This is a genomic window from Aquabacterium sp., from assembly GCF_050725395.1.
Classification (GTDB): domain Bacteria; phylum Pseudomonadota; class Gammaproteobacteria; order Burkholderiales; family Burkholderiaceae_C; genus Aquabacterium.
The window spans coordinates 14,523-37,270 of the sequence record NZ_JBOHHL010000012.1; the positions used below are offsets into that span (position 1 = coordinate 14,523).

Annotated in this window: 21 protein-coding genes and 1 tRNA gene; 16 read left to right on the forward strand and 6 right to left on the reverse strand. The window is 64.3% G+C overall.

The genetic code is table 11. The features are described 5' to 3' along the window. Positions 1-200 precede the first annotated feature (200 nt). From thrS to ACREB4_RS09735, 11 genes are all read left to right on the forward strand, one after another. Positions 201-2,120, forward strand: a complete 1,920-nt coding sequence (gene thrS, locus ACREB4_RS09685; RefSeq protein WP_431588008.1) for a threonine--tRNA ligase — start codon at positions 201-203, stop codon at positions 2,118-2,120. Between the two features lie 93 nt (positions 2,121-2,213). Continuing rightward, positions 2,214-2,777: a translation initiation factor IF-3 gene (gene infC, locus ACREB4_RS09690; RefSeq protein ID WP_431588092.1), complete on the forward strand. Its 564-nt coding sequence runs from the start codon at positions 2,214-2,216 to the stop codon at positions 2,775-2,777. Between the two features lie 153 nt (positions 2,778-2,930). Further along, complete coding sequence (gene rpmI / locus ACREB4_RS09695) at positions 2,931-3,134, forward strand: large ribosomal subunit protein bL35 (RefSeq protein ID WP_431588009.1); 204 nt, start codon at positions 2,931-2,933, stop codon at positions 3,132-3,134. Between the two features lie 37 nt (positions 3,135-3,171). Continuing rightward, positions 3,172-3,531 carry a 50S ribosomal protein L20 gene (rplT, locus tag ACREB4_RS09700; RefSeq protein ID WP_431588010.1) on the forward strand — a complete coding sequence of 120 codons (360 nt, stop codon included), beginning with the start codon at positions 3,172-3,174 and terminating at the stop codon, positions 3,529-3,531. A 111-nt stretch (positions 3,532-3,642) separates the two neighbouring features. After that, the gene (pheS, locus tag ACREB4_RS09705) at positions 3,643-4,680 is read left to right on the forward strand and encodes a phenylalanine--tRNA ligase subunit alpha (protein WP_431588011.1); all 1,038 of its coding nucleotides are present in this window, start codon (positions 3,643-3,645) and stop codon (positions 4,678-4,680) included. A gap of 35 nt (positions 4,681-4,715) precedes the next feature. Beyond that, complete coding sequence (gene ahr, locus ACREB4_RS09710; RefSeq protein WP_431588012.1) at positions 4,716-5,753, forward strand: NADPH-dependent aldehyde reductase Ahr; 1,038 nt, start codon at positions 4,716-4,718, stop codon at positions 5,751-5,753. 25 nt (positions 5,754-5,778) lie between these two features. Next, on the forward strand, positions 5,779-8,211 hold the full coding sequence (pheT, locus tag ACREB4_RS09715; RefSeq protein ID WP_431588013.1) for a phenylalanine--tRNA ligase subunit beta: 2,433 nt from the start codon (positions 5,779-5,781) through the stop codon (positions 8,209-8,211). Between the two features lie 22 nt (positions 8,212-8,233). Beyond that, positions 8,234-8,593: an integration host factor subunit alpha gene (locus ACREB4_RS09720; RefSeq protein ID WP_431588014.1), complete on the forward strand. Its 360-nt coding sequence runs from the start codon at positions 8,234-8,236 to the stop codon at positions 8,591-8,593. Between the two features lie 62 nt (positions 8,594-8,655). Further along, complete coding sequence (locus ACREB4_RS09725; RefSeq protein ID WP_431588015.1) at positions 8,656-9,207, forward strand: MerR family transcriptional regulator; 552 nt, start codon at positions 8,656-8,658, stop codon at positions 9,205-9,207. A gap of 28 nt (positions 9,208-9,235) precedes the next feature. Continuing rightward, positions 9,236-9,312: transfer RNA gene (locus ACREB4_RS09730), tRNA-Pro, on the forward strand. A gap of 188 nt (positions 9,313-9,500) precedes the next feature. Then, positions 9,501-10,106 (forward strand): 3'-5' exonuclease, encoded by a 606-nt coding sequence (locus ACREB4_RS09735; RefSeq protein WP_431588016.1) that lies wholly within the window; start codon positions 9,501-9,503, stop codon positions 10,104-10,106. 32 nt (positions 10,107-10,138) lie between these two features. Here ACREB4_RS09735 and ACREB4_RS09740 read toward each other — a convergent pair whose 3' ends face one another. The 5 genes from ACREB4_RS09740 to ACREB4_RS09760 form a co-directional block, all read right to left on the reverse strand. Further along, positions 10,139-11,470, reverse strand: coding sequence for a dicarboxylate/amino acid:cation symporter (locus tag ACREB4_RS09740; RefSeq protein WP_431588017.1), 1,332 nt, complete (start codon positions 11,468-11,470; stop codon positions 10,139-10,141). A 112-nt stretch (positions 11,471-11,582) separates the two neighbouring features. Further along, positions 11,583-12,500: an ABC transporter permease gene (locus ACREB4_RS09745; RefSeq protein ID WP_431588018.1), complete on the reverse strand. Its 918-nt coding sequence runs from the start codon at positions 12,498-12,500 to the stop codon at positions 11,583-11,585. Next, a complete protein-coding gene (locus ACREB4_RS09750; protein ID WP_431588093.1) occupies positions 12,497-13,555 on the reverse strand; it encodes an ABC transporter permease in 1,059 nt (352 codons plus the stop codon). The genes ACREB4_RS09745 and ACREB4_RS09750 overlap by 4 nt, the downstream gene beginning before the upstream one ends. 35 nt (positions 13,556-13,590) lie before the next feature. Beyond that, a complete protein-coding gene (locus tag ACREB4_RS09755) occupies positions 13,591-15,159 on the reverse strand; it encodes an ABC transporter ATP-binding protein (RefSeq protein WP_431588019.1) in 1,569 nt (522 codons plus the stop codon). 4 nt (positions 15,160-15,163) lie between these two features. Then, a complete protein-coding gene (locus tag ACREB4_RS09760) occupies positions 15,164-16,156 on the reverse strand; it encodes a BMP family protein (protein WP_431588020.1) in 993 nt (330 codons plus the stop codon). Positions 16,157-16,437: 281 nt separating this feature from the next. Between ACREB4_RS09760 and ACREB4_RS09765 the strand changes: the two genes are divergently transcribed. Genes ACREB4_RS09765 through ACREB4_RS09780 form a run of 4 tightly spaced genes read left to right on the forward strand, consistent with a single transcriptional unit; the run spans position 16,438 to position 20,770 of the window. Further along, positions 16,438-17,223 carry a cysteine hydrolase family protein gene (locus tag ACREB4_RS09765; RefSeq protein ID WP_431588021.1) on the forward strand — a complete coding sequence of 262 codons (786 nt, stop codon included), beginning with the start codon at positions 16,438-16,440 and terminating at the stop codon, positions 17,221-17,223. Between the two features lie 4 nt (positions 17,224-17,227). Then, a complete protein-coding gene (locus tag ACREB4_RS09770; RefSeq protein WP_431588022.1) occupies positions 17,228-18,448 on the forward strand; it encodes an amidase in 1,221 nt (406 codons plus the stop codon). Between the two features lie 10 nt (positions 18,449-18,458). After that, positions 18,459-19,172, forward strand: a complete 714-nt coding sequence (locus ACREB4_RS09775) for a TetR/AcrR family transcriptional regulator (protein ID WP_431588023.1) — start codon at positions 18,459-18,461, stop codon at positions 19,170-19,172. Further along, positions 19,169-20,770 carry a gamma-glutamyltransferase family protein gene (locus ACREB4_RS09780; protein WP_431588024.1) on the forward strand — a complete coding sequence of 534 codons (1,602 nt, stop codon included), beginning with the start codon at positions 19,169-19,171 and terminating at the stop codon, positions 20,768-20,770. The genes ACREB4_RS09775 and ACREB4_RS09780 overlap by 4 nt, the downstream gene beginning before the upstream one ends. Here the strand turns inward: ACREB4_RS09780 and ACREB4_RS09785 are convergent. Beyond that, a complete protein-coding gene (locus ACREB4_RS09785) occupies positions 20,764-21,819 on the reverse strand; it encodes a bile acid:sodium symporter family protein (RefSeq protein WP_431588025.1) in 1,056 nt (351 codons plus the stop codon). The genes ACREB4_RS09780 and ACREB4_RS09785 overlap by 7 nt on opposite strands. A gap of 86 nt (positions 21,820-21,905) precedes the next feature. Between ACREB4_RS09785 and ACREB4_RS09790 the strand changes: the two genes are divergently transcribed. Then, complete coding sequence (locus tag ACREB4_RS09790; RefSeq protein ID WP_431588026.1) at positions 21,906-22,745, forward strand: AraC family transcriptional regulator; 840 nt, start codon at positions 21,906-21,908, stop codon at positions 22,743-22,745. Positions 22,746-22,748 lie beyond the last annotated feature (3 nt).

A 22,748-nucleotide genomic window follows, 5' to 3' on the forward strand; every position in this document is an offset into this window, starting at 1 on the left:
GCAAGAGCGAGAAAGGCAAGCACGGTTATGACACCGCGAACGACGACCACCACCACAACGACCTCCACCGAGGTCTAAAGGGCTGGCCGCTGCTTCGATTGCTTCTTCGCATCTGAGACCAAAAAGCGCGGCTCCCACCGCGCTTTTTTCATGGGCTCGCGCTCTTGCTGGCGCCCCACAAAACCTCGACAGGCATCACCATGATTTCCATCCAGCTTCCCGACGGTTCGAAACGAGAATTCCCAGGTCCGGTCACGATCGCCGACGTGGCCGCGTCCATTGGCGCGGGCTTGGCCAAGGCCGCCTTGGCTGGCCGTGTGGGGCAGGGCGACGCCGCCCGCGTGGTGGACACCAGCTATCTCATGGACGCTGACACTTCGTTGGCCATCATCACCGACAAGGACTCGGCTGGTCTGGATGTGATTCGTCACTCCACGGCCCACTTGCTGGCTTATGCCGTCAAAGAGTTGTTCCCCGAAGCGCAAGTCACCATCGGCCCGACGATCGAGAACGGCTTCTATTACGACTTCGCCTACAAGCGCCCCTTCACTCCGGATGACCTGATCGCCATTGAGAAGAAGATGGGCGACCTGGCCAAGAAGGACGAGAAGGTAGAGCGCCGCGTGTTGCCGCGCGATGAAGCCGTGGCTTACTTCAAGAGCCTGGGCGAGCACTACAAGGCCGAGATCATCGAGAGCATCCCGGCCGACCAGGACGTGTCGCTCTACTCTGAAGGCGCCTTCACCGACCTGTGCCGCGGTCCCCATGTGCCCAGCACCGGCAAGCTCAAGCACTTCCAGCTGATGAAGGTGGCTGGTGCTTACTGGCGTGGCGACCACCGCAACGAGCAGCTGCAACGCATTTATGGCACGGCTTGGGCGACCAAGGACGACCTGCAAAAGTACCTGACCCTGCTGGAGGAAGCAGAAAAGCGCGACCACCGCAAGCTGGGCCGCGAACTGGACCTGTTCCACATCGACGACCATGCGCCGGGCGTTGTGTTCTGGCACCCCAACGGCTGGACGGTGTGGCAGGCGGTTGAGCAGTACATGCGCCAGGTCTACCGCGACAACGGCTACAACGAGGTGAAGGGCCCGCAGATCCTGGACAAGACGCTGTGGGAGAAGACCGGCCACTGGGACAAGTACCGCGAGAACATGTTCACCACCGAATCGGAAAAGCGTGATTACGCGCTCAAGCCGATGAACTGCCCTGGCCACATCCTGATCTTCAACCAGGGCATCAAGAGCTACCGCGACCTGCCCGTGCGCTACGGCGAGTTCGGCCAATGCCACCGCAATGAGCCCACCGGCGGCCTGCACGGCATCATGCGCGTGCGCGGCTTCACACAGGACGATGGCCACATTTTCTGCACCGAAGACCAGATCCTGCAGGAGTGCGTGGACTTCACGGCCTTGCTGCAGAAGGTGTACCAGGACTTTGGCTTCACCGACATCATCTACAAGGTGGCCACGCGCCCCGAGGCCCGCATCGGCAGCGATGAAGTCTGGGACAAAGCCGAACAAGCCCTGATCGAAAGCCTGCGCGCCACCGGCAGCGAGTTCGAGATCGCGCCGGGTGAGGGCGCCTTCTACGGCCCGAAGATCGAATACACCCTGAAAGACGCCCTGGGCCGCCACTGGCAGTGCGGCACCATCCAGGTCGACTTCTCGATGCCGCAGCGCTTGAATGCCGAGTACGTCACGGACATCAGCGAGCGCCAGCACCCCGTGATGCTGCACCGCGCCATCCTGGGCAGCCTGGAGCGTTTCATTGGGATTTTGATCGAACAGCACGCCGGCGCGCTGCCGGTTTGGCTGGCGCCGACCCAGGTTGTGGTGCTCAACATCACCGATTCGCAGGCCGAATATGTCAAAGAGGTGACCAAAACATTGCAGAAACAAGGACTTAGGGTCAAATTGGATTTGCGAAACGAGAAAATCACCTATAAAATCCGCGAGCATTCGCTACAGAAGGTGCCTTACATCCTCGTTGTCGGTGACAAAGAGAAGGATGCTGGCGCCGTCGCCGTGCGCGCCCGGGGCAATCAAGACCTCGGTGTGATGTCGCTAGACAGCTTCTCCCAGAGGATTGCTCAAGACATCGCCAGCAAGGCTTGAGGTGAAGCGTGGGTGTTTTCAGCCCACGCCAGCTTCGCTTTCCGGGACGCGTGTTTCATTGTTGACTGGTGCGGGCTCAAGTGAGTTCGTGGCCTGAAGGAATTCGAGATCGCTAACTTTTTTGACCGCCGGACGCCCAATGTTGAGCGCAAGCACCGGCTGAATCGTGAGATCACTGCGCTGGAAGTCCGCCTGAACGGGGTTGAGAACGAGCCCTTGGGCATCGTCAGCATCCAGGACGCTTTGCGCATGTCTGCGGAAGCCGATGTGGACTTGGTGGAAATTGCCGCAGCGGCCGAGCCGCCGGTCTGTCGTCTGATGGACTACGGCAAGTTCAAGTACCAGGAGCAGAAGAAGGCTCACGACGCCAAGCTCAAGCAGAAGGTCATCGAAGTCAAGGAAGTGAAGTTCCGTCCGGGCACCGATGAAGGCGACTACCAGATCAAGATGCGCAATCTGCGCAAGTTCCTGGAAGACGGCGACAAGGGCAAAGTGACCTTGCGCTATCGGGGCCGAGAAATCACCCACCAGGACATCGGGATGCGCCTGCTGGAGCGTGTGCGCGACGAACTGGCCGATGTGTCGGTGGTCGAGAACATGCCCAAGCTGGAAGGACGCCAGATGATCATGATCCTGGGTCCGAAGAAGAAGAAGTGATTGTTTTGAAGAGATGACATCTCCCGGGCAACCGGGGGTGTTGGCCCTGGAGATGGTTTGGTCGCCGTCTCCGTGGGCTCAAAGTGCCTGCAGGCCATCAAGACGCGGAGAAGTTCGCGGCGCCTGTCAGGAACAACTTAAAAGGAGCAGAACATGCCCAAAATGAAGACCAAGAGCAGTGCGAAAAAGCGTTTTCGCGTGCGTCCGGGTGGCACCGTCAAGCGCGGTTCCGCCTTCAAGCGCCACATCCTGACCAAGAAGTCCACGAAGACCAAGCGCCAACTGCGCGGCGTCTCCAACGTGCATGAAACCAACATGGGCTCTGTCGCACAGATGTTGCCCGGGTTTGGTATCTGATTTCTAGTCCCGATTCATCGCCTGAAGGAGTCCATCCATGCCTCGCGTCAAACGTGGTGTAACAGCCCGCGCTCGTCACAAAAAAGTCCTCGCCCTTGCCAAGGGTTTCCGCGGTCGCCGCAAGAACGTTTTCCGCATTGCCAAGCAAGCGGTCATGAAGGCAGGCCAATACGCCTACCGTGACCGCCGTGCGAAGAAGCGCGTGTTCCGTCGCTTGTGGATTGCTCGCATCAACGCCGGTAGCCGTGCACTGGGCCTGACTTACAGCAAGCTCATCGCCGGCATCAAGAAGGCGTCGATCGAGATCGACCGCAAAGTGCTGGCTGACCTCGCCGTCAACGACCCTGCTGCTTTCGCCAGCATCGTTGAAAAGGCCAAGGCTCAACTGGCCGCTTGACAGCCTTGCACAGCACACCATGCTGAAACGGTCTGGCTGAGGTAGCTCCGCCAGACTTTCACAAAGGCCTGACCCTCTGGTGTCCGGCCTTTTTTTTCGACACGCGACGACATGAACGACCTCGAATCACTGGTTCAAACCGCCGCCGAGGCATTTGCCGCTGCTGCCACGCCCGCCGATCTGGAGAACGCCAAAGCGCGGTTCCTGGGCAAGACCGGCAGCCTGACCGAACTGCTCAAAGGCATGGGCGCCCTGAGCGTTGAAGAGAAGAAGACGCGCGGCGCCGCGATCAACCAAGCCAAGCAGCAGGTGGAATCGGCCCTGACCGCGCGCCGCCAGGCCTTAGCCGACGACGAATTGGCCCTGCAATTGCGTGCCGAAAGCCTGGACGTGAGCCTGCCCGGCCGCCGCCGTGGCGAAGGTGGCCTGCACCCGGTGTCGCTGACGCTGGAGCGCATGGAGGCCATCTTTGGCTCGATGGGTTTTGCCGTGGCCGATGGCCCGGAAATCGAGACGGACTGGTTCAACTTCACGGCCCTGAACACGCCGGAAGACCACCCCGCGCGCTCGATGCACGACACCTTCTACGTGGAAGGCGGCCACCTGCTGCGCACGCACACCAGCCCGATGCAGGTGCGTTACGCAGTGCAGCACGTGAAGCAGCACGCCGAGGCCGTGGGCCGTGGCGAACGCATCCCCGAGATCCGCGTGATCGCGCCGGGCCGCACCTACCGTGTGGACAGTGATGCCACGCACTCGCCCATGTTCCACCAGTGCGAAGGCCTGTGGATTGGCGAAGCCGTGAGCTTCACCGACCTGAAAGCGGTGTTCGCCGACTTCTTCAAGAGCTTCTTCGAAACCGACGACCTGGACATCCGCTTCCGGCCCTCGTTCTTCCCCTTCACCGAGCCTTCGGCCGAGGTGGACATTGCTTTCGCCAGTGGCCCCTTGAAGGGCCGTTGGCTGGAGGTGGGGGGTTCAGGCCAGGTGCACCCCAACGTGGTCCGCAACTTTGGCCTCGATCCTGAAAAGTACATCGGCTTTGCCTTCGGCCTGGGGCCGGATCGCCTGACGATGCTGCGCTATGGGGTCAACGACCTGCGCCTGTTCTACGAAGGTGATCTGCGCTTCCTGTCGCAGTTCCAGTGAAGCCTGAAGACCTCATCGCACCCGGAGCCGAATCCATGACCACCAACGTCGCTACTTCCATCCAGGCCTGGGCCGCCAACGCCGCCGGGCAGCCGCTTGAGCCTTTCAATTACGAGCCAGGGCCGCTGGGTCTGGAAGAGGTCGAGATCCAGGTCGAGCACTGCGGCCTGTGCCATTCCGACCTGTCCTTGATCGACAACGAGTGGGGCATCGCGCCTTACCCGATGGTGGGTGGCCATGAAGTGATCGGGCGCGTCGTGGCCTTGGGCTCGTCGGCCAAGGGACTGAAGCTGGGCCAACGCGTGGGCCTGGGCTGGAACGCTTCGAGCTGCCTGCACTGCAACCCTTGCTTGAGTGGTCTGCAGCAACTGTGCCGCAAAGCCCAGCCCACCATCATTGGCCACCACGGAGGCTTCGCCGAGCGCGTGCGGGCTCACTGGGTGTGGGTCGCGCCGATCCCGGAAGGGCTGGACGCCAGCAAGGCCGGCCCCTTGCTGTGCGGCGGTGTGACGGTGTTCTCGCCCTTCCTGACCTATGACATCAAGCCGACAAGCCGCGTCGGGGTGGTGGGCATCGGGGGACTGGGTCACCTGGCGCTGAAGTTCGCACGGGCGTGGGGCTGCGAAGTGACCGCGTTCACATCGTCTGAATCCAAGCGTGACGAAGCCTTGCAGCTGGGCGCGCACCGCGTGGTGTCCAGCGTCGATCCGGCTTCGATGAAGCAAATCGCGGGTCAGCTGGACCTGGTGCTGGTCACCGTCAACGTCATGCTGAACTGGAAGGCGATCATGGGCACGTTGGCGCCCAACGGCCGACTGCACCTGGTGGGGGTGCAGACCGAGGCCATGCCCGTGGACACCCGCAGCCTGATGAACGCGCAGCGCAGCGTGTCGGCCTCGCCGACGGGGTCGCGCACCGACATCGACGCCATGCTGGCTTTCGCCGCACGCCATGGCATCGCGCCGCAGACTGAACACTTCCCGATGAGCCGCATCAACGAAGCGCTGGACCACCTGCGCGCTGGCAAGGCCCGTTACCGCGTGGTGCTGGATGCCGATTTCGCGCAAGCTTGATTTCAAAGATTTCCCAAGGATCCCTATGCAATTTCCCGAGTCCTGGCTGCGTTCGTTTTGCAACCCCGACCTGAACACCCAGCAACTGGCCGATCTGTTGACGATGGCCGGCCTGGAGGTGGAAGAGCAGCAGCCGGTGGCGCCTGCCTTCAGCGGTGTGGTGGTGGGGCTGGTGCTGGAAGTGGCCAAGCACCCGGATGCCGACCGCCTGAACGTGTGCAAGGTGGACGCGGGCACCGGCGAGGCGCTGCAGATCGTGTGCGGCGCGGCCAATGTGGCGCCCGGCATCAAGGTGCCTTGCGCCACCGTGGGTGCCGAACTGCCGCCCGGTGCCGATGGCAAGCCTTTCAAGATCAAGCTGGGCAAGCTGCGTGGCGTGGAAAGCCAGGGCATGCTGTGCTCTGCGCGTGAGTTGGGCGTTGCCGAAGAGGCTTCGGGCCTGCACATCCTGCCCGATGACGCCCCGGTGGGCACCAGCATCCGCGACTACCTCAAGCTGGATGACACGCTGCTGACCCTCAAGCTCACGCCCAACCTGGCGCATTGCCTGAGCGTGCAAGGCGTGGCGCGCGAGGTCGCGGCCCTGACGGGGGCGCACCTGAACAAACCCGTCATCAAGCACGTGGCCCCCACCATCGATGACCGCGTGCCGGTCAAGGTGCTGGCCCCCGATTTGTGCGGACGTTTTGCTGGCCGGGTCATCAAGGGCGTGAATCCTCAGGCGCCGACGCCCGCGTGGATGGTGGACCGCCTGGCCCGTTGCGGCCAACGCTCGGTGTCGGCCCTGGTCGACATCTCCAACTATGTGATGTTCGAGCTGGGCCAGCCTTCCCACGTGTTCGACCTGGACAAGGTGCATGGCGGCCTGACGGTGCGCTGGGGCCAGGCGGGCGAGACGCTCAAGCTGCTCAATGGCCAGACCGTGACGCTGGACGAGCACGTGGGCGTGATCGCCGACGACCAGCAGCTGGAATCGCTGGCGGGCGTGATGGGCGGTGACTCGACTTCGGTGGGCGATGACACGCGCAACATTTACCTGGAAGCCGCCTTCTGGTGGCCCAAGGCCATCGCTGGCCGTGCCCGCCGCTACAACTTCTCGACCGATGCCTCGCACCGCTACGAGCGCGGTGTGGACCCGGCGCCCACGGTGGAGGCCATCGAGCACATCACGCGCCTGATCCTGGACATCTGCGGTGGCCAGGCCGGCCCGGTGGACGACCAGGTGGTCAAGGCCGTGGAGCGTCCCCCCGTCACCCTGCGCCTGTCGCGCGCACAGAAAGTCATCGGCATGCCCGTGACCCTGGCCCAGTGCCAGGAGGTGTTCACGCGCCTGGACCTGCACTACAGCACGCAGGCGGCCAAGGGGGGCGATACCCACTTGGTGGTCAATCCGCCGAGCTGGCGATTCGACTTGCAGATCGAGGAAGATCTGATCGAAGAAGTGGTGCGCGTGATCGGCTTCGACCAGTTGCCCAAGCGTCCCCCCATCGCGCCCATCGAGGCCCAGGTGCTGCCCGAGGCCAAGCGGAGCCTGTTCGCCGTGCGCCGCGCGGTGGCTGGCCGTGGTTACCAAGAGACCATCAATTTCAGCTTCGTGGAAGAACGCTGGGAGCGTGAGCTGGCGGGCAACCAGGATCCCATCCGCGTGCTCAACCCCATCGCCAGCCCCTTGAGCGTGATGCGCTCCAGCCTGGTCGGCGGACTGCTCGAAGTGCTGCGCACCAATCTGTCACGCAAGGCCGACCGCGTGCGCATTTTCGAAGTCGGCCGCGTGTTCAAGCGCGATGCCTCGGTGGTCAATTCGGACCAGACCGTGGCGGGCATCGACCAGCCCGTTCGAGTCACCGGCCTCGCGCATGGTTCGGCGGACGCTCAGCAATGGGGCACGCCATCGCGCGCTGTCGATTTCTTCGATGTCAAGGGCGATGTGGAGGCTTTGCTGGCGCCGCGCCAGCCGCGTTTCATGGCCGCCGAACACCCGGCCTTCCACCCTGGCCGTTGTGCCCGTGTGGAGCTGGATGGCCAGACCGTGGGTTTCGTGGGCGAGTTGCACCCCAAGTGGCGCCAGGGCTATGAGCTGCCCCAAGCGCCGGTGCTGTTCGAGCTGGATGCCGCCGTGTTGACCCAGCGTCTGGTGCCATCCTTCCAGTCCGTGCCGCGGCTGCAATCCGTCTACCGCGACTTGGCCCTGGTGGTGAACGACAGCATCACGCACGAGGCCTTGATGGCCGCGATCACCGAAGCGCCTTCGGAAGGCTTGGTGCGCGGTGCACGTTTGTTCGACATTTACAAACCCAAGGCGGCCGTGGCGGGCATGGCCGAGAACGAACGCAGCCTGGCCGTGCGCATCGAGCTGCGCGACGACGAACAGACCTTGACCGACGAACGCATCGAAGCATCCCTCAAGGGGGTGCTGGAGTCCCTGTCGCAGCGCGTCAGCGCACGCGTGCGATCATGAGCCCCGGGAGAGGACTTCGACCATGAATGACAAGATCACCGAAGTGACCGTGCTGTTGCCGACCTTGGAAACGCCGACGCTGACCAAGGCCGACCTGTCGGAAATGCTGTTCGACCGGCTGGGCCTGAACAAGCGCGAATCCAAGGACATGGTCGAGGCCTTTTTCGAGCTGGTGCACGAAACCCTGGACCAGGGCCAGGATGTGAAGCTGTCGGGCTTTGGCAACTTCCAGATCCGTCGCAAGGCACCGCGTCCGGGGCGCAATCCGCGCACGGGCGAAGCCATTCCCATCGCAGAGCGCCACGTGGTGACCTTCCATGCCAGCCAGAAGCTGAAAAGCATGGTGCAAGGAGACTCACCCATCGAGGACGAGTTGGAGTAAAGTCTCAGGCCCTTCTCCGATCTTGTTGATTTAGATCGGGAATTCTCAGTATTGGGTGCCTCTTGACGACCACGGACAGCGCTTTGCCGCCAATTCCCGCCAAACGCTACTTCACCATCGGTGAGGTCAGCGAGTTGTGCCTCGTCAAGCCCTATGTGCTGCGCTATTGGGAGCAGGAGTTCGTCCAGCTCAAGCCCATGAAGCGGCGCGGCAACCGGCGCTATTACCAGCACCACGAGGTGCTGCTGATCCGCCGCATCCGCGAACTGCTGTATGACCAGGGCTTCACCATCAGCGGAGCGCGCAACCGCCTGTCCGAGTTGGGGGCGCGGGGCGCCTTGCCCAAGCTGGATCCCGCCTTGCTGGGCGAGGAGGCCGAACCTCACGAAGACCACGACGCGACCACGGCGGAACGGCTGGTGGCCCCGCAGCAGGCCGCCGTGGCCTTGCAACAGGTGGGCTCGCGGGCCGTGAATACCGCTCAGCGCGTGGCGCACGTGTCGCCGGAATCCACCTGGTTGGGTCCCGATGTGCGCGAGATCCAGAATGCCAACCCGCAGGTGGTGCAACAACTGCGCGAGGCCTTGTTGTCGATCCGCGAATTGTTGGAATGATCAAAAACCGTGGTATAGTCTAAGTCTTCGGGGCGTAGCGCAGCCTGGTAGCGCACTTGCATGGGGTGCAAGGGGTCGTGAGTTCGAATCCCACCGTCCCGACCAAGCATCACGAGGGTTAGTAGGTTAGCGCCTACTAACCCTTTCGTGTTTCTGGGCCCCGCTGCAGCCGCCGTTTCCGTGAGTTATCCCCGGCTCCTGTGGACAACCTTGTTGGCAACCTCGGGGTAAAGCCGGATCCCCCTGGGAAATGCTTTCTGTGCTGCGAAATGAGGCAGTTCGATGACATCCACATGAGACTGATCGCGCCATCCAAAGCTGAAACGGCGCTGTTGCCGCCTTTCCCCGAACTGACGCTGGAACGCATCCTGGTGCCGCGCAGCCAGGCCGAGTTCGCCCAGGCGTTCGACGAGATCCTGGCGGCGGGCCAGGTGGGCTTCGACACCGAGTCCAAGCCCACTTTCAATTTTGGCGAGGTGAGCGATGGGCCGCACGTGGTGCAGTTTGCGCTGACCGACAAGGCTTTCATTTTCCAGCCGCACCGGGCCGAAGGTCATGCCTTTCTGGCCGAGTTGCTGCGGTCGGACAAAGTGCTCAAAGTCGGGTTCGGATTGCAATCGGACCGCGGCCAGATCCAGGCCAAGCTGGGTGTCAAGCTCGAAGCGGTGCTCGACCTGAACAGCATCTTCCGCAAGATGGGTTACAACAACTCGATGGGTGTGCGCGCGGCGGTGGGCGTCGTGTTCGGTGAGCACTTCCACAAGTCGAAGAAGACGACGACCTCGAACTGGGCCGCGGCCCAATTGTCCGACAAGCAGTTGCTCTACGCGGCCAATGACGCCTACGCCGCGCTCAAGGTGTTGGAGGCCTTGAAAGTGACAAACCCCGACCTGCTGTAGCGGATCGGGGTCTTTGGGCCGGCGCCTGGTATTTACACGGCGGCCCGGGCGGGCATGTGCTGCTCGACTTGGTCGAGCACCGCTTCGGGCTCTTGAGCTTCGGCGTCGCCCTCATGGTTCAGCTGGCGGCGCAAGCGGTCCTTGTCCAGATCGCCGGTCAGGTTGGCGACCACGATGGTGGCCACGCCATTGCCCACCATGTTGGTCAGCGCACGCGCTTCCGACATGAAGCGGTCGATGCCCAGGATCAGTGCCAGGCCCGCGACCGGCACATGGCCCACGGCCGACAGGGTGGCCGCCAGCACGATGAACCCGCTGCCCGTGACACCCGCCGCGCCCTTGGAGGTGAGCAGCAGCACCGCCAGCAGGGTGAGTTGCTGGGTCAGGGTCATGGGCGTGTTCGTGGCCTGTGCGACGAACACCGCGGCCATCGTCAGGTAGATCGAGGTGCCATCCAGGTTGAAGGAGTAGCCCGTGGGGATCACCAGGCCGACGACCGACTTCTTGGCGCCCAGGTTTTCCATCTTCACCATCATGCGCGGCAGCACCGATTCGGACGACGAGGTGCCCAGCACGATCAGCAGTTCTTCCTTGACGTACTTGACGAATTTCCAGATCGAGAAGCCGTTGAGACGGGTGATGATGCCCAGCACGACGAAGATGAAGATCAGGCAGGTGAGGTAGAAGGTGCCCATCAGCTTGCCCAGCGACAGCAGCGAGCCCGCGCCGTACTTGCCAATGGTGAAGGCCATGGCGCCGAAGGCGCCGATGGGGGCCAGCTTCATGATGGTGCCGACGATGCTGAACAGCACGTGCGAGGACTTCTCGATGAAGTCGAACACCAGCGTGCCCCGGCCGCCGAATTTGTGCAGCGCGAAGCCGAACAACAGGGCGAACAGGAGCACCTGCAGGATCTCGCCCTTGGCGAAGGCATCGAAGACCGTGGACGGGATGATGTTCATCACGAATTCGGTGGTGCTTTGCATCTTGCCCGGGCCGGTGTAGGCCGAGATGCCCTTGGTGTCGAGCGAGGCAGGATCGATGTTCATGCCCGCGCCCGGCTGCACCAGGTTGACGATGACCAGGCCGATGATCAGCGAGATGGTGCTGACGACCTCGAAATACAGCAGCGCGATGCCACCGGTCTTGCCGACCTTCTTCATGTCTTCCATGCCGGCGATGCCGACCACCACCGTGCAGAAGATGATGGGCGCGATCAGCATCTTGATCAACTTGATGAAGCCATCGCCCAGCGGTTTCATGGACTCGCCGACGGAAGGGTAGAAATGCCCTAGCAGCACGCCGATCACGATGGCCGTGATGACCTGGAGGTAGAGCGACTTGTAGAAAGGTGGTTTGGACATGCCCATCTCCTGTTGAACGGCGGGGGATCACAGGAAAGTATGCCGATTTGCGTCCCTCGTGCAGTACGTAGATCCCACAGACATGAGCAGGGTCATGAAAACGTCAGGGTTACTACCTGACGTACGCCTGCGTGAGGGCCGCAGGCGCGGTCTGGCGGCCGACCAGGCCACCCACTGCGAGCAAGGCCAGCAGGTAGGGCAGCATGATCAACAGGGCGCTGGGCACGTGGATGCCGAGTGCTGGCAGTTGGAACTGCAAGGCCGTCGCTGCGCCGAACAGCAGGCACGCGCCCGCCGTGCGCCACACCTTCCAATTGCCGAAGATGACCGCGGCAATGGCCAGGTAGCCCGCGCCATTGGTCATGCCTTCGGTGAAAGTGTGGATGTCCCCGATCGACAAGAAGCAGCCGGCCAGGGCCGACATCATCCCGGTGAAGAGGACCACGCCATAGCGCACCGCGGTGACCGACAAGCCTGACTTGTCGACCGCCCGCGGTTGCACGCCAGAGGCGTGGATGGCCAGCCCCAGGGCGGTGTGGCGCAGCACCCAGGCCACCACCAGCAAGGCCAGCACGGCCACGTAGAGCAGCCAGGCTTGTTTGAAAACTTGCTGGCCCCACAAGGGGATGTCGGCCAGGAAAGGTGGCGCCCATTTGTCAAGGCCTGGGATGGACTCGCGCGAACGGCTGCCGAAGATCTCGCGGTAGGCCAGGGTGGTCGCGCCCAAGGCGAGGATGTTGATGCCGATGCCGGTGACGATCTGGTTGGCGCGCAGTGTGATGCTGAGCACCGCTTGCAAGAGCGCCACGGGAATCACGGCGACCATGCCGATCAGCAAACCCAGGCCCGGTGAGCCGGTGGCCCAGGAGCCGACGGCGCCCGCGAAGGCGCCCGTCAACATCATGCCTTCGACACTCATGTTGAGCACGCCGGCGCGTTCGCTGACCAACTCGCCCGTGGCGGACAGCAGCAAGGGCGCGGCCAGGCGCAGGGTGGAGCCGACGAACACCGCGGCCATCTCTTCGGTCATTTCGAACGCTCCTTGCGGTCCATTCGGCGCGCTGCACCAGCCAGCGTGACGATGATGATGCCTTGGATCACCACCACCAACGCGGTCGGCACATTGGCCACCATTTCCATGTTGATGCCACCCGACCTGAGGAAGCCGAACAGCAGGCTGCCGGCAATGACGCCGGTGACAGAGCCGCGTGCCAACAGGCCCACGACCAGGCCGTCGAAGCCGTAGCCGGACGAGAAACCGGCCTTGAGCGAGTACTGCTCGCCTTGCAGCATCACGGCGCCGGCCAGGCCGCCCAAAGCGCCGGCCGTGAACAGGGCGCCGATGACGGAGGCCGAGATGGCGATGCCTGCGCGTTTTGCGGCCTGCGGGTTCAGGCCCACGGCGCGCAGGCGCACGCCCAGCACCGTGTGGTTCAAGACCACGGCCACGACGAGGGCCAGCACCAGTGCCACCGGCAGTCCGAGGTGCAGGGGCACCGAAGCATCGTCCAGCAGCCAGGGCAGCTTGGTCGGTTCGGGGATTTCCAGCGATTCGGGCAAGGTGGTGGCGTTGCTCATGGGTTGCCGGAGCAGGGCGTCCGATTGCACGCAGCCATAGACCATCCACACGGCGATGAAGGACAAGAGCAAGGTGCTGATGACTTCGTTGGTGCCGGCCTTGGCCTTGAGGGCGCCGGCCAGGCCGCCCCACAGTCCGCCCGCGATGCACGCGGCCAAAGCGGGCAGCATGAAGGCCAGGCCATGCGGCAACTGGCCGACCCCACCATACAGGCTGACTGCCGTGGCGACGATGCCACCGATGGCGATCTGGCCTTCACCGCCCACGTTGGTGAGGTTGGCGCGTTGCGCCAGCACGAAGCCCAGCCCCACCAGTGCGAAGACCAGGCTGCGGTTGATGGACGCGGCGCAGGCATAGGGCGAGCCCCAGGCGCCATCGGCAAAGGCCTCGACCGCGTCTTTGACGGGCACGCCCAGGCTGGCGATCAGGGCCAGGCCGATGAGCATGGCGCCTGCGACGGCGGCCAGCGAGATCCACATGGCGGGGCGCGTGATCGTGTCCAGCATGGTTCTGGATGAAGTCATGGTGTCGGTGGTGTTGTTCATGGCGCGTGTCCTGCCATCCAGGCGCCGATGCGGTCGCGTTGTGTTGGGTCGGCCGGGCATTCGCCCATGATCCGGCCGCGGTAGATGACGACCACGCGGTCGGCCACGTTGATGAGCTCATCAAGCTCGGACGAGATCAGCAGCACGCCGACGCCGCGGTCGCAGGCGGCGCGGATGTGGCCATAGACGGCTTCGACCGCGCCCACGTCCAGGCCGCGGGTGGGTTGTGCGGCCATCAAAAAGGACAGCTTGTCATGGGTGAGTTCGCGACCCAGCACCGCCTTCTGCTGGTTGCCGCCGGACAAGCTGCTGAACGCCACGTCGGGACTGGCGGCGCGCACGTCGAAGCGCTTCATGATGTCTTGCGCGGCCTGGCGCATGGCCCGGCGGTCGAGCAGGCCGAAGCGCTTGAAGCGGCTCAGGCGGTCGATGAAAAGGTTCTCGGCCACGCTCATCTCGACCACGCAGCCCACCGCATGGCGGTCTTCCGGGACGATGCCGACACCAGCGGCGGTGATGTCGCGCGGGGCCTTGCCGATGAGTGGCTGGCCTTGCACGAAAAAGCGGCCTTCGCTGGCGGATTGCATGCCCGACAGAACGGACGCCAGTTCGCTTTGGCCATTGCCTTCGACGCCGGCCACGGCCACGATCTCGCCGGGTTCGACGATGAGGGTGAAGTTGTCCAGGCGGGTGACGCCGTCGGCATCGCGCACGGTCAGGCCATCGACCATCAGGGCGGGCTCGGGTTTGGGGGTGCCTTCTTTGTCTTGAAGTCCGGGGGCAGTCTTTTTTGAAGCAACGGCGCCGCCCAGCGAGCCCACGTCGCGCTGGATCATGGCGCGCACCAGGGCATCCAGGTCCTGCGCCGGGTTCTCGGACCGTGCGGCGATGCGGCCACCTCGCAGCACCGTGGCGCGCTTGGCGATCTGCTTGATCTCGGCCAGCTTGTGCGTCACCAGCACCACGCCGCAGCCCTGGTCGGCCACGCGCTGGCACACGTCCAGCAACGACGCGATCTCGTTGGGCAGGAGCACGGCGGTGGGCTCGTCCAGCACCAGCACGCGCGGTTCGCGCATCAGGCACTTGACGATTTCCACACGCTGGCGCTCGCCCACCGACAAGTCCTGGATGCGCGCATGCGGCGACAGGCTCAGGCCATATTGGCGCGACAAGGCATCGACCCGGTCGGCACATTCACGCCTTCGCAAGACGCCCCGCGCCTGGCCCAGCAGCAGGTTGTCGACCACGCTGAGGTCCGGCACCAGGCTGAAGTGCTGGTGCACCATGGCCACGCGCTGCGCCAAGGCATCGGCGGGACCGCTGGGCTTGTACTCGCGGCCGTCCAGCATCATGCGGCCTTCGTCCGGCGGGTAGACGCCGAAGACCAGGTTGCACAAGGTGGACTTGCCCGCGCCGTTCTCGCCCAGCAGGCAGTGGACCTCGCCGGGCGCGATGTCCAGCGAGACATCGGCCAGGGCCTGCAGGTTGCCAAAGCGCTTGCCCATGCCCCTCAGGCTGAGCAGCGGCGTGGGGGCCTCGCGGCCGGGTACTTCTGGGGACAACATCACGTCAGCCTTCCAGCACCTTGATCTTGCCGCTCAAGATGTCCTTCTTGATCTCTTCGATCTTGGCTTTGATCTGCGGCGTGGCGTTGCAGGCCACCATGTCCGACGCCTTGGGGCCCATGGCCAGCCCGAAGGGCTTGTAGCCGGCCTTCCAAGTGCCGCCAAGCATCTCGTTGATCGCGTACTCGACCTGGAAACCCACCCCGGTGATGCTGTAGGCCGGGTAGAGAGGATCGGTGCCGCAGCGGTCGGTGTAGCTGCCGATGATGTGCGTTCCCTTTTCCTTGGCCGCTTGCTCCATGCCGCGCAGGCCCAGGTTCAGGATGTGGTAGTGGACATCGGCGCCTTGCGCGATGGCGGCCAGCGTGGCTTCCTTGGATTTGGCCACGTCGTCGAAGTCACCCGTGTAGTTCTCGACATACTTGATCTTGGGATTGATGTAAGCCGCGCCCTTGCCGAACTCCTTGCCCGCGTTGACGATGGAGGGGATCTCCATGCCGCCCACATAGCTCACCGCGCCGGTCTTGGAGAGCATGGCCGCGGTGGCGCCCGCCACGAAGGCGATCTCGGCCTGCTTGACGTCGTAGCCGGCCACATTGGGCAAGGTGTCGCCCTTGCTGCCGCCCACGATCGAGAACTTCGTCTTGGGGAAGCGCTTGGCCACTTTCATCAAGGCCGCTTGCGTCTGCCCGCCGACACCGATCACCAGCTGGTTCTTGGTGGCCAGGTTGGTCAGGGCCTGTTCCATGTCGGCGTAGTTGATGTTCTCGATCATCTGCACCTTGACCTTGTCGCCGTGCTTCTTTTGCGCGGCGGTCAAGCCATCGTAGCCGGATTCCATCCAGCCCTTGTCGGACTTGGAGCCGGGGATGAGGATGCCGATGCGCGTGGCGTCGGCGGCCCGGGCGGTGGAGGTGAAGACCACGCCGGACAGTGTGGCGGCCAGGACCAGGGCGCCAGCGGAAAAAGCGCGGCGGGGAAGGAGGGTGGACAACATTGGCATTCCTTTCGCTTAGGTGATGGGGTGTCGTTGTAATTAATCAATTACTACATTCGCGCTACCCTCGATTGCAATATCAATGCCACAGACCTTGCTTGCCCTTGCTGCCCCAGCCAAACCCAGTGTTCATGCGCCTTGCCGCGCAGGCAGGGGTGTGGTTTTGCTGCACGAAGGCCTTGGTGCAAACCGGTGCATGGCGCCCCGGTTTGAGGCAAGAGGCACCGAGGTTGGGCGGTCGGCAGGCCCATTCACCACCCGATTGACTGGAGAGAATTCACATGAGCACTGACGAAACCTTTGGCGCCTTGGGCGTGTCCGCGAACTACCACTGGCGGGCCACGCCTGGCGAGGTCGACATGGCCATGCCGGCGCCCACGCCCATCCCTTTGCGCCTGAAGGCCGAGCCCCAAAACGTGGTGCTGGACCTGAAGCGCACGGCCATCGTCATCATTGACATGCAGAACGACTTCTGCGCGCCCGGCGGCTGGGTCGACTGCATCGGCGCTGATTACCGCAGCGACCGCGCGCCCATCGCCCCTTTGCAGAAGCTCTTGCCGGCTTTGCGAGATGCCAATGTGCCCGTGATCTGGGTGAACTGGGGCAATCGCGCCGACCTCGCCAACATGCCACCCAACCAGATCCACCTGTACAGGCCCAAAGGCGAAGGCCTCGGCCTGGGCGACCCTTTGCCGGGCAGCGGCGCGCCCGTGCTGCAGAAGGACTCGTGGGCCGCCGCCGTGGTCGATGAACTGGCCCCATTGCCTGGGGATTTGATGGTGGACAAGCACCGCATCAGCGGTTTCTGGGACACGCCCCTCGACAGCATCCTGCGCAACCTGGGCACCAAGTCCATCCTCTTCGCGGGCGTGAACACCGACCAGTGCGTGCTGCACTCTTTGACCGACGCCAACTTTCTTGGCTATGGCTGCGTGCTGCTGGAGGACTGCTGCGCCACCAGTTCGCCCGCCTTTTGCACCGAGGCCACGATCTGGAACGTCAAGAAGTGCTTCGGCTTCGTCAGCGATTCGCAGCGGGTGCTCGACGCGCTGGCGGCGCAAGGTTGAGGCCATGGCGCTGGATGCCGATGAGATGGACGACCACGGCGCCTTCGTGCCGGGTTCACGGGCGACTTGCCCACCTTCAGGCCGGGGCCTGCTGAGTGGTTTGCGCTTCGCGGTCAAGGACCTGATCGACGTGGCCGGTGTGGTCACGACCGGTGGCAACCCGGATTGGGCCGCCACCCATGGCCCGGCGCCGCGTGACGCGCCTGTGGTGTCTGCCTTGCTGAACGCGGGCGCCGAATTGGTGGGCAAAACGGTGACCGACGAATTGGCTTTCAGCCTGGAGGGTGAGAACGCCTTCCACGGCACGCCGCGCAACCCCCATGCGGCCGACCGCTTGCCGGGTGGTTCGTCCAGTGGCTCGGCCGTGGCGGTGGCCGCAGGACTGGTGGACTTCGCGCTGGGCACCGACACAGGCGGCTCGGTGCGCGTGCCAGCGTCGTTCTGCGGTGTGTTCGGCTTCAGGCCCACGCATGGCCGCGTGTCACTGGAAGGCGTGCTGCCTTTCGCGCCCAGCTATGACACGGTGGGTTGGTTCGCGCGCAATGGCGCCATGCTGCAAAAGGTGGGGCAGGTGTTGCTGGGCAGCGGCATTGCAAACGCTGAACAAGCCCGCTGGCATTTGCACTTGGTGCAGGATGCCTTTGACATGGCCGATGCTGGTTGCAGCGCGGCGCTGATGCCCTTGGCAAAAGCGCTGGGTGCTCAAGACACGGTGCAGGTTTTCAAAGGCGCGGCCCGCGATTGGTTGACCGCCTACCAAGTCCTGCAAGGCGATGAGATCCGGCAAAACCTTGGAGCGTGGATCGCGCAGCATCGACCCACCTTCGGCCCCTCCATCCATCCACGCTTCGACAGCATTGCGCACCTCGACCCGCAGGACGTGAAGCGCTGGCAAGCCTGGCGCCACCAACAAACACAAAGCCTGTGCAGCGCATTGGCGGCTGCTGGCGATGCCGATGGCGTACTGCACGCCTTGGTGCTGCCCACCACGCCGGGCGTGGCTCTGCGCAAGGACACGCCGCCCGAAGACATCGGCCGCTTCTACGGCACCGCTTTGGCGCTCAATGCCTTGGCTGGCCACACCGGCCTGCCTCAAGTCACCTTGCCCATGGGTCAACATGGTGGCTTGCCCTTGGGGCTGTCCATCATCGGCCCGCCCCACAGCGATGAAGCCCTGCTGGCCCTGGCCGCCAATTTGCCAGCCTCGTTCAACACCACTTGCTGACAAACCACCCATGTCCCCCTCCAAATCCAAAGCTGAGATCGAAGAAGCCCCTGCCAAACGCGCCAAGCGCGACCCGGCCAAGACCCGCGCCAGCATCCTGAAAGCCGCGGTGGCCGAGTTCGCCGCCAAGGGCTACAGCGGTGCGCGCACCGACCAGATCGCCAAGCGTGCCAAGTCGAACATCCGCATGCTGTACCACTACTTCGGCGGCAAGGACGCCTTGTATGTCTGCGTGCTGGAAGAGGTGCTGGCCAAGCTGCGCGCTGAAGAGCTTCAACTTGACTTCACGGACACCGAACCGCTGGAAGGCGTGCTGCAGATGTTCGATTTCATCGACCACCACTTCGCCAAGCACCCCGAGCTGCGCAATCTGCTGGCTTTCGAGAACTTGAACCGAGCCCTGCACCTGAAGCGCTCCGCCCGCATCCCCGAGATGGCCACGCCCGTGCTGGGCCTGCTCGGCAAGCTGGTCCAGCGAGGCGAGGCCGATGGCGTGTTCAGGCCCGGGGTGGATCCGCTGCAGCTCTACATCACCATGGTCAGCCTGGCCTACTACAGCAAGTCGCACGGCTACACGCTGTCGCGCATCTTCGAGACGGATCTGCTCTCGCCCGCCTGGCAGCAACGCCAGCACGCACACACCCGCCAGTTGCTGACCGCCTTCCTGACCGCGTCCACGGTCAAGGCCCCAAGCTCAAATGCCACCAGAAAGACCAAGCCATGAGGGACTTCTCACTGCCCGGCCGCTCGCCGGTCTACGCCACGCAAGCCGCCGTGGCCACCTCGCACCACCTGGCCTCGCAGACGGCACTTGAGGTGCTCAAGTCTGGCGGCAATGCGGTGGACGCGGCCATCGCCGCCGTGGCGCTGCTGGGCTTGCTCGAGCCCCAGATGACTGGTGTTGGCGGCGATTGCTTCGCGCTCTACCTGCCCGCTGGCGCCAGCCAGCCCATCGCCTTGAACGGCTCCGGTCGCGCACCCCAAGCCGCGCACGCCGACTGGTACCACCAGCGGGGCATTGACCGCATCGATCCCTACAGCGCCCATTCGGTGACCATGCCTGGCGCAGTGGCCGCCTGGTGCCGCCTGCTGGAAGACCATGGCACGCGCGGCATCGGCGAACTGCTGCAGCCCGCCATCCGGTACGCCGAACAAGGCGTGCCCGTCGCTCCTCGCGTGGCCTTCGACTGGGCGCGCGATGCCCACCTCATCAAGGACCCGGTCAGCGCTGAGCTCTTCCTGGACCAGGGCAGGGCGCCCACCGCTGGCACCGTGCACCGCCAACCCCGCATGGCCGACACCTTGCGTGCCATCGCTTCCCAAGGCGCCAAAGGTTTCTACGAAGGCTGGGTCGCGCAGGACATGGTCGATACCCTGCGAGGCTTGGGCGGCTTGCACACGTTGGAAGACTTCGCCACCACGCAGCCTTGCGACGTCACGCCGATCCGCACCTGCTACCGTGGCCACGACGTCTACGAGTGCCCCCCCAACGGCCAAGGCCTGGGCGTGCTGATGATGCTCAACGTGTTGAGTGGCTTCGACCTGTCGGAACACGCCGGCATGGCCGAGGCCGACCGCATCCACCTGCTGGCCGAGGTCAGCAAGTTGGCCTATGCCCACCGCGACGCCTTGTTCGCCGACACCGACCACGCACACGTGCCGGTCGAGCACCTGCTGTCCGAAGCCTGGGCGCGGCGCCAGCGCAAGGCCATCCGGCTGGATGCTTGCCACACGCCGTCCATCTGGCCAGGCCCTTGGCCTGAAGCCGCCGAGCACAAGGACACGGTCTACCTGTGCGTGGTGGACCGCGATGGCAACGCCATCTCGCTGATCAACTCCATTTTTCATCCCTTTGGCAGCACGCTGACCGCCCCCAAAAGCGGCGTGCTGTTGCAGAACCGTGGCGCGGGCTTCAGCCTGCAAGCGGACCACCCCAATCTGATCGCTCCGGGCAAGCGGCCCTTGCACACCATCATCCCTGGCCTGTTGATGAAAGATGGCCAACTGGCCGCGCCCTTTGGTGTGATGGGCGGGCAGTACCAAGCCAGCGGCCATGTGGCCTTGCTGTCCAACCTGCTGGACCGCGGCATGAACCCGCAAGCCGCGCTGGACGCGCCGCGCAGCTTCTCATTCGGAGGCGAGCTGGATCTGGAGTCAGGCTACGCGCCCAGCGTGGATGCCGAGATGGCCTTGCGCGGCCACCGGGTCGTGCGCTTGAAGCAGCCCATCGGCGGCGGCCAACTCATCTGGCGCGACAAGGCGAAGGGCGTGCTGGTGGCGGGCTCCGACCCGCGCAAGGACGGCTGCGCGCTGGGTTACTGAGGCGAGGATGCGGTGGGCGCCTGGGCGGCGGCCGCTGCACCCAGCTCGCGCTCAACCCGTGCAGCGTATTTGCGCGCCATCAGCGAACACACGAAGAGCTGAAGCTGGTGGTAGAACATGATCGGCAGCACCAACACACCGAGCGCCGGATCCCCGCCGAACAGCAGCCGTGCCATCGGCACACCCGAGGCCAGCGTCTTCTTCGATCCGCAGAACACGGCCACGATCTCGTCCTCGACCGGGAAGCCCATGGCCTTGGCCACGCGCTTGGTGAACCACAGCATGGGGAAGAGGAACGAGGCCGCGCCGACCAGCGTGATGGCGATCAGGCTCAAGCCATGTTTGGTCCACAGGCCATCGGCCACCGAGTCGCTGAACGAGCACCACACCAGCAGCAGGATCACACCCTTGTCCACCAGCGTGGTCTTGGGCTTGATGCTTTTGAAGAAATTGCCCAGCCAAGGGCGCAGCAACTGGCCCAGCACGAAGGGCAGCAAAAGCATGCGCGCCACCTTCAGCATGGTGTCGCCCAGGTCCATGCCCTGGCCGGTGCCGCCATGACTGCCAAACACCAGGCTGGCCAGCAGTGGCGTCAGGAACACGCCCAGCAAGGTCGACAAGGTGGCGTTCAGGATGGCGGCCGCCACGTTGCCCCGCGCCAGCCCCGTCATCGTGACCGATGAGGACACCGTGGAGGGCAGCACCGCCAGGTAGAAAAAGCCAAGGAGCAGGTCGTGCGGGATGTAGGGGCCGAGGCCCAGGCTCAGCAGCCACCACCACAGGGGGAAGGCCACGAAGGTGCACACCTGCACCACCAGGTGCAGGCGCCAGCGCGAGGCGCCTTGCTTGAGGCTGTCGGTCGACAGGCCCATGCCGTGCAGGAAGAACACGGTGAAAATGCCGACGTTGCCCACCTGGTCCAGGTGCAGCGTGCCCCCGGTCTTGCCTAGGTGGGGCACCAGCGAGGCCAGCAACACGGCGGCGATCATGCCGACGAGGAAGCCGTCGACGGCGCCGCTTTGCATTTTGGGGTGGCGTAGCATCATCATGGTCAGGTCAACACGCAAGAAACAAACAGCAAGGACGCAAGGTTAGTGCCTTCTGCCTTGAACCCATGCACCGGATGAGACAGACCGTGCCGCCAAGCAGACAAGCGACCCCCACCACCATCGAGCCCGGACCCTTGCCCCGGGGCGCGCCACCACGCGTCGAGCGGGCCACGCCCCGCATGGCGGAACTGCCCCGGCCGGTGATGGGGCGGGTCGAATCCTTGCCGGCTGGCTCCTGGGCACGGGCGCACGTGCATCCCTGGGCGCAGTTGTCCTACGCGGTGGAAGGCGTGTTGCTGGTGCGCACCGCCACCGGCAGCTACCTGGCCCCGCCCGAGCGCGCCGTGTGGGTGCCCGCCGGCCTGGAACACGAAGTGACGACCACCGCGCGGGCCGAGATGCGCAGCCTGTACGTGCAGCCCTCGGCCGCGCAAATCGGCGATGCCGCCACCCCCCGCATCTTTCAGATCACCCCACTGGTGCGCGAACTCATCATCGCGACCTGCGCCCTGCCCGTGAACTACGAGGAGGCGGGCAGCGCGGGCCGCCTGGTGGCCGTGCTGCTGGACCAGTTGGCCACGCTGACGCCGGTGGCCCTGGATTTGCCCTGGCCTTCGGACGCCCGCCTGCTGCGCGTGAGCCTGGCCCTGCAGGCCGACCCGTCCGACCAGCGCACCTTGGCCGAATGGGGCAAGGAAGTGGGCCTGAGCGAACGGTCTTTGGCGCGCCTGTACCGCGAGCAAACCGGCTTGTCGCTGGGCGACTGGCGTCGTCGCCTTCGACTGTTGTTGTCGCTCACGCCGCTGGCGGCGGGCGAGAAGGTGTCCAGCGTGGCGCGCGACAGCGGCTACAGCGCCGTGTCTGCTTTCATCGCGGCCTTCAGCCAGGAATTCGGGCAGACGCCCACCCAGATGTTCAACCGGTGAAAG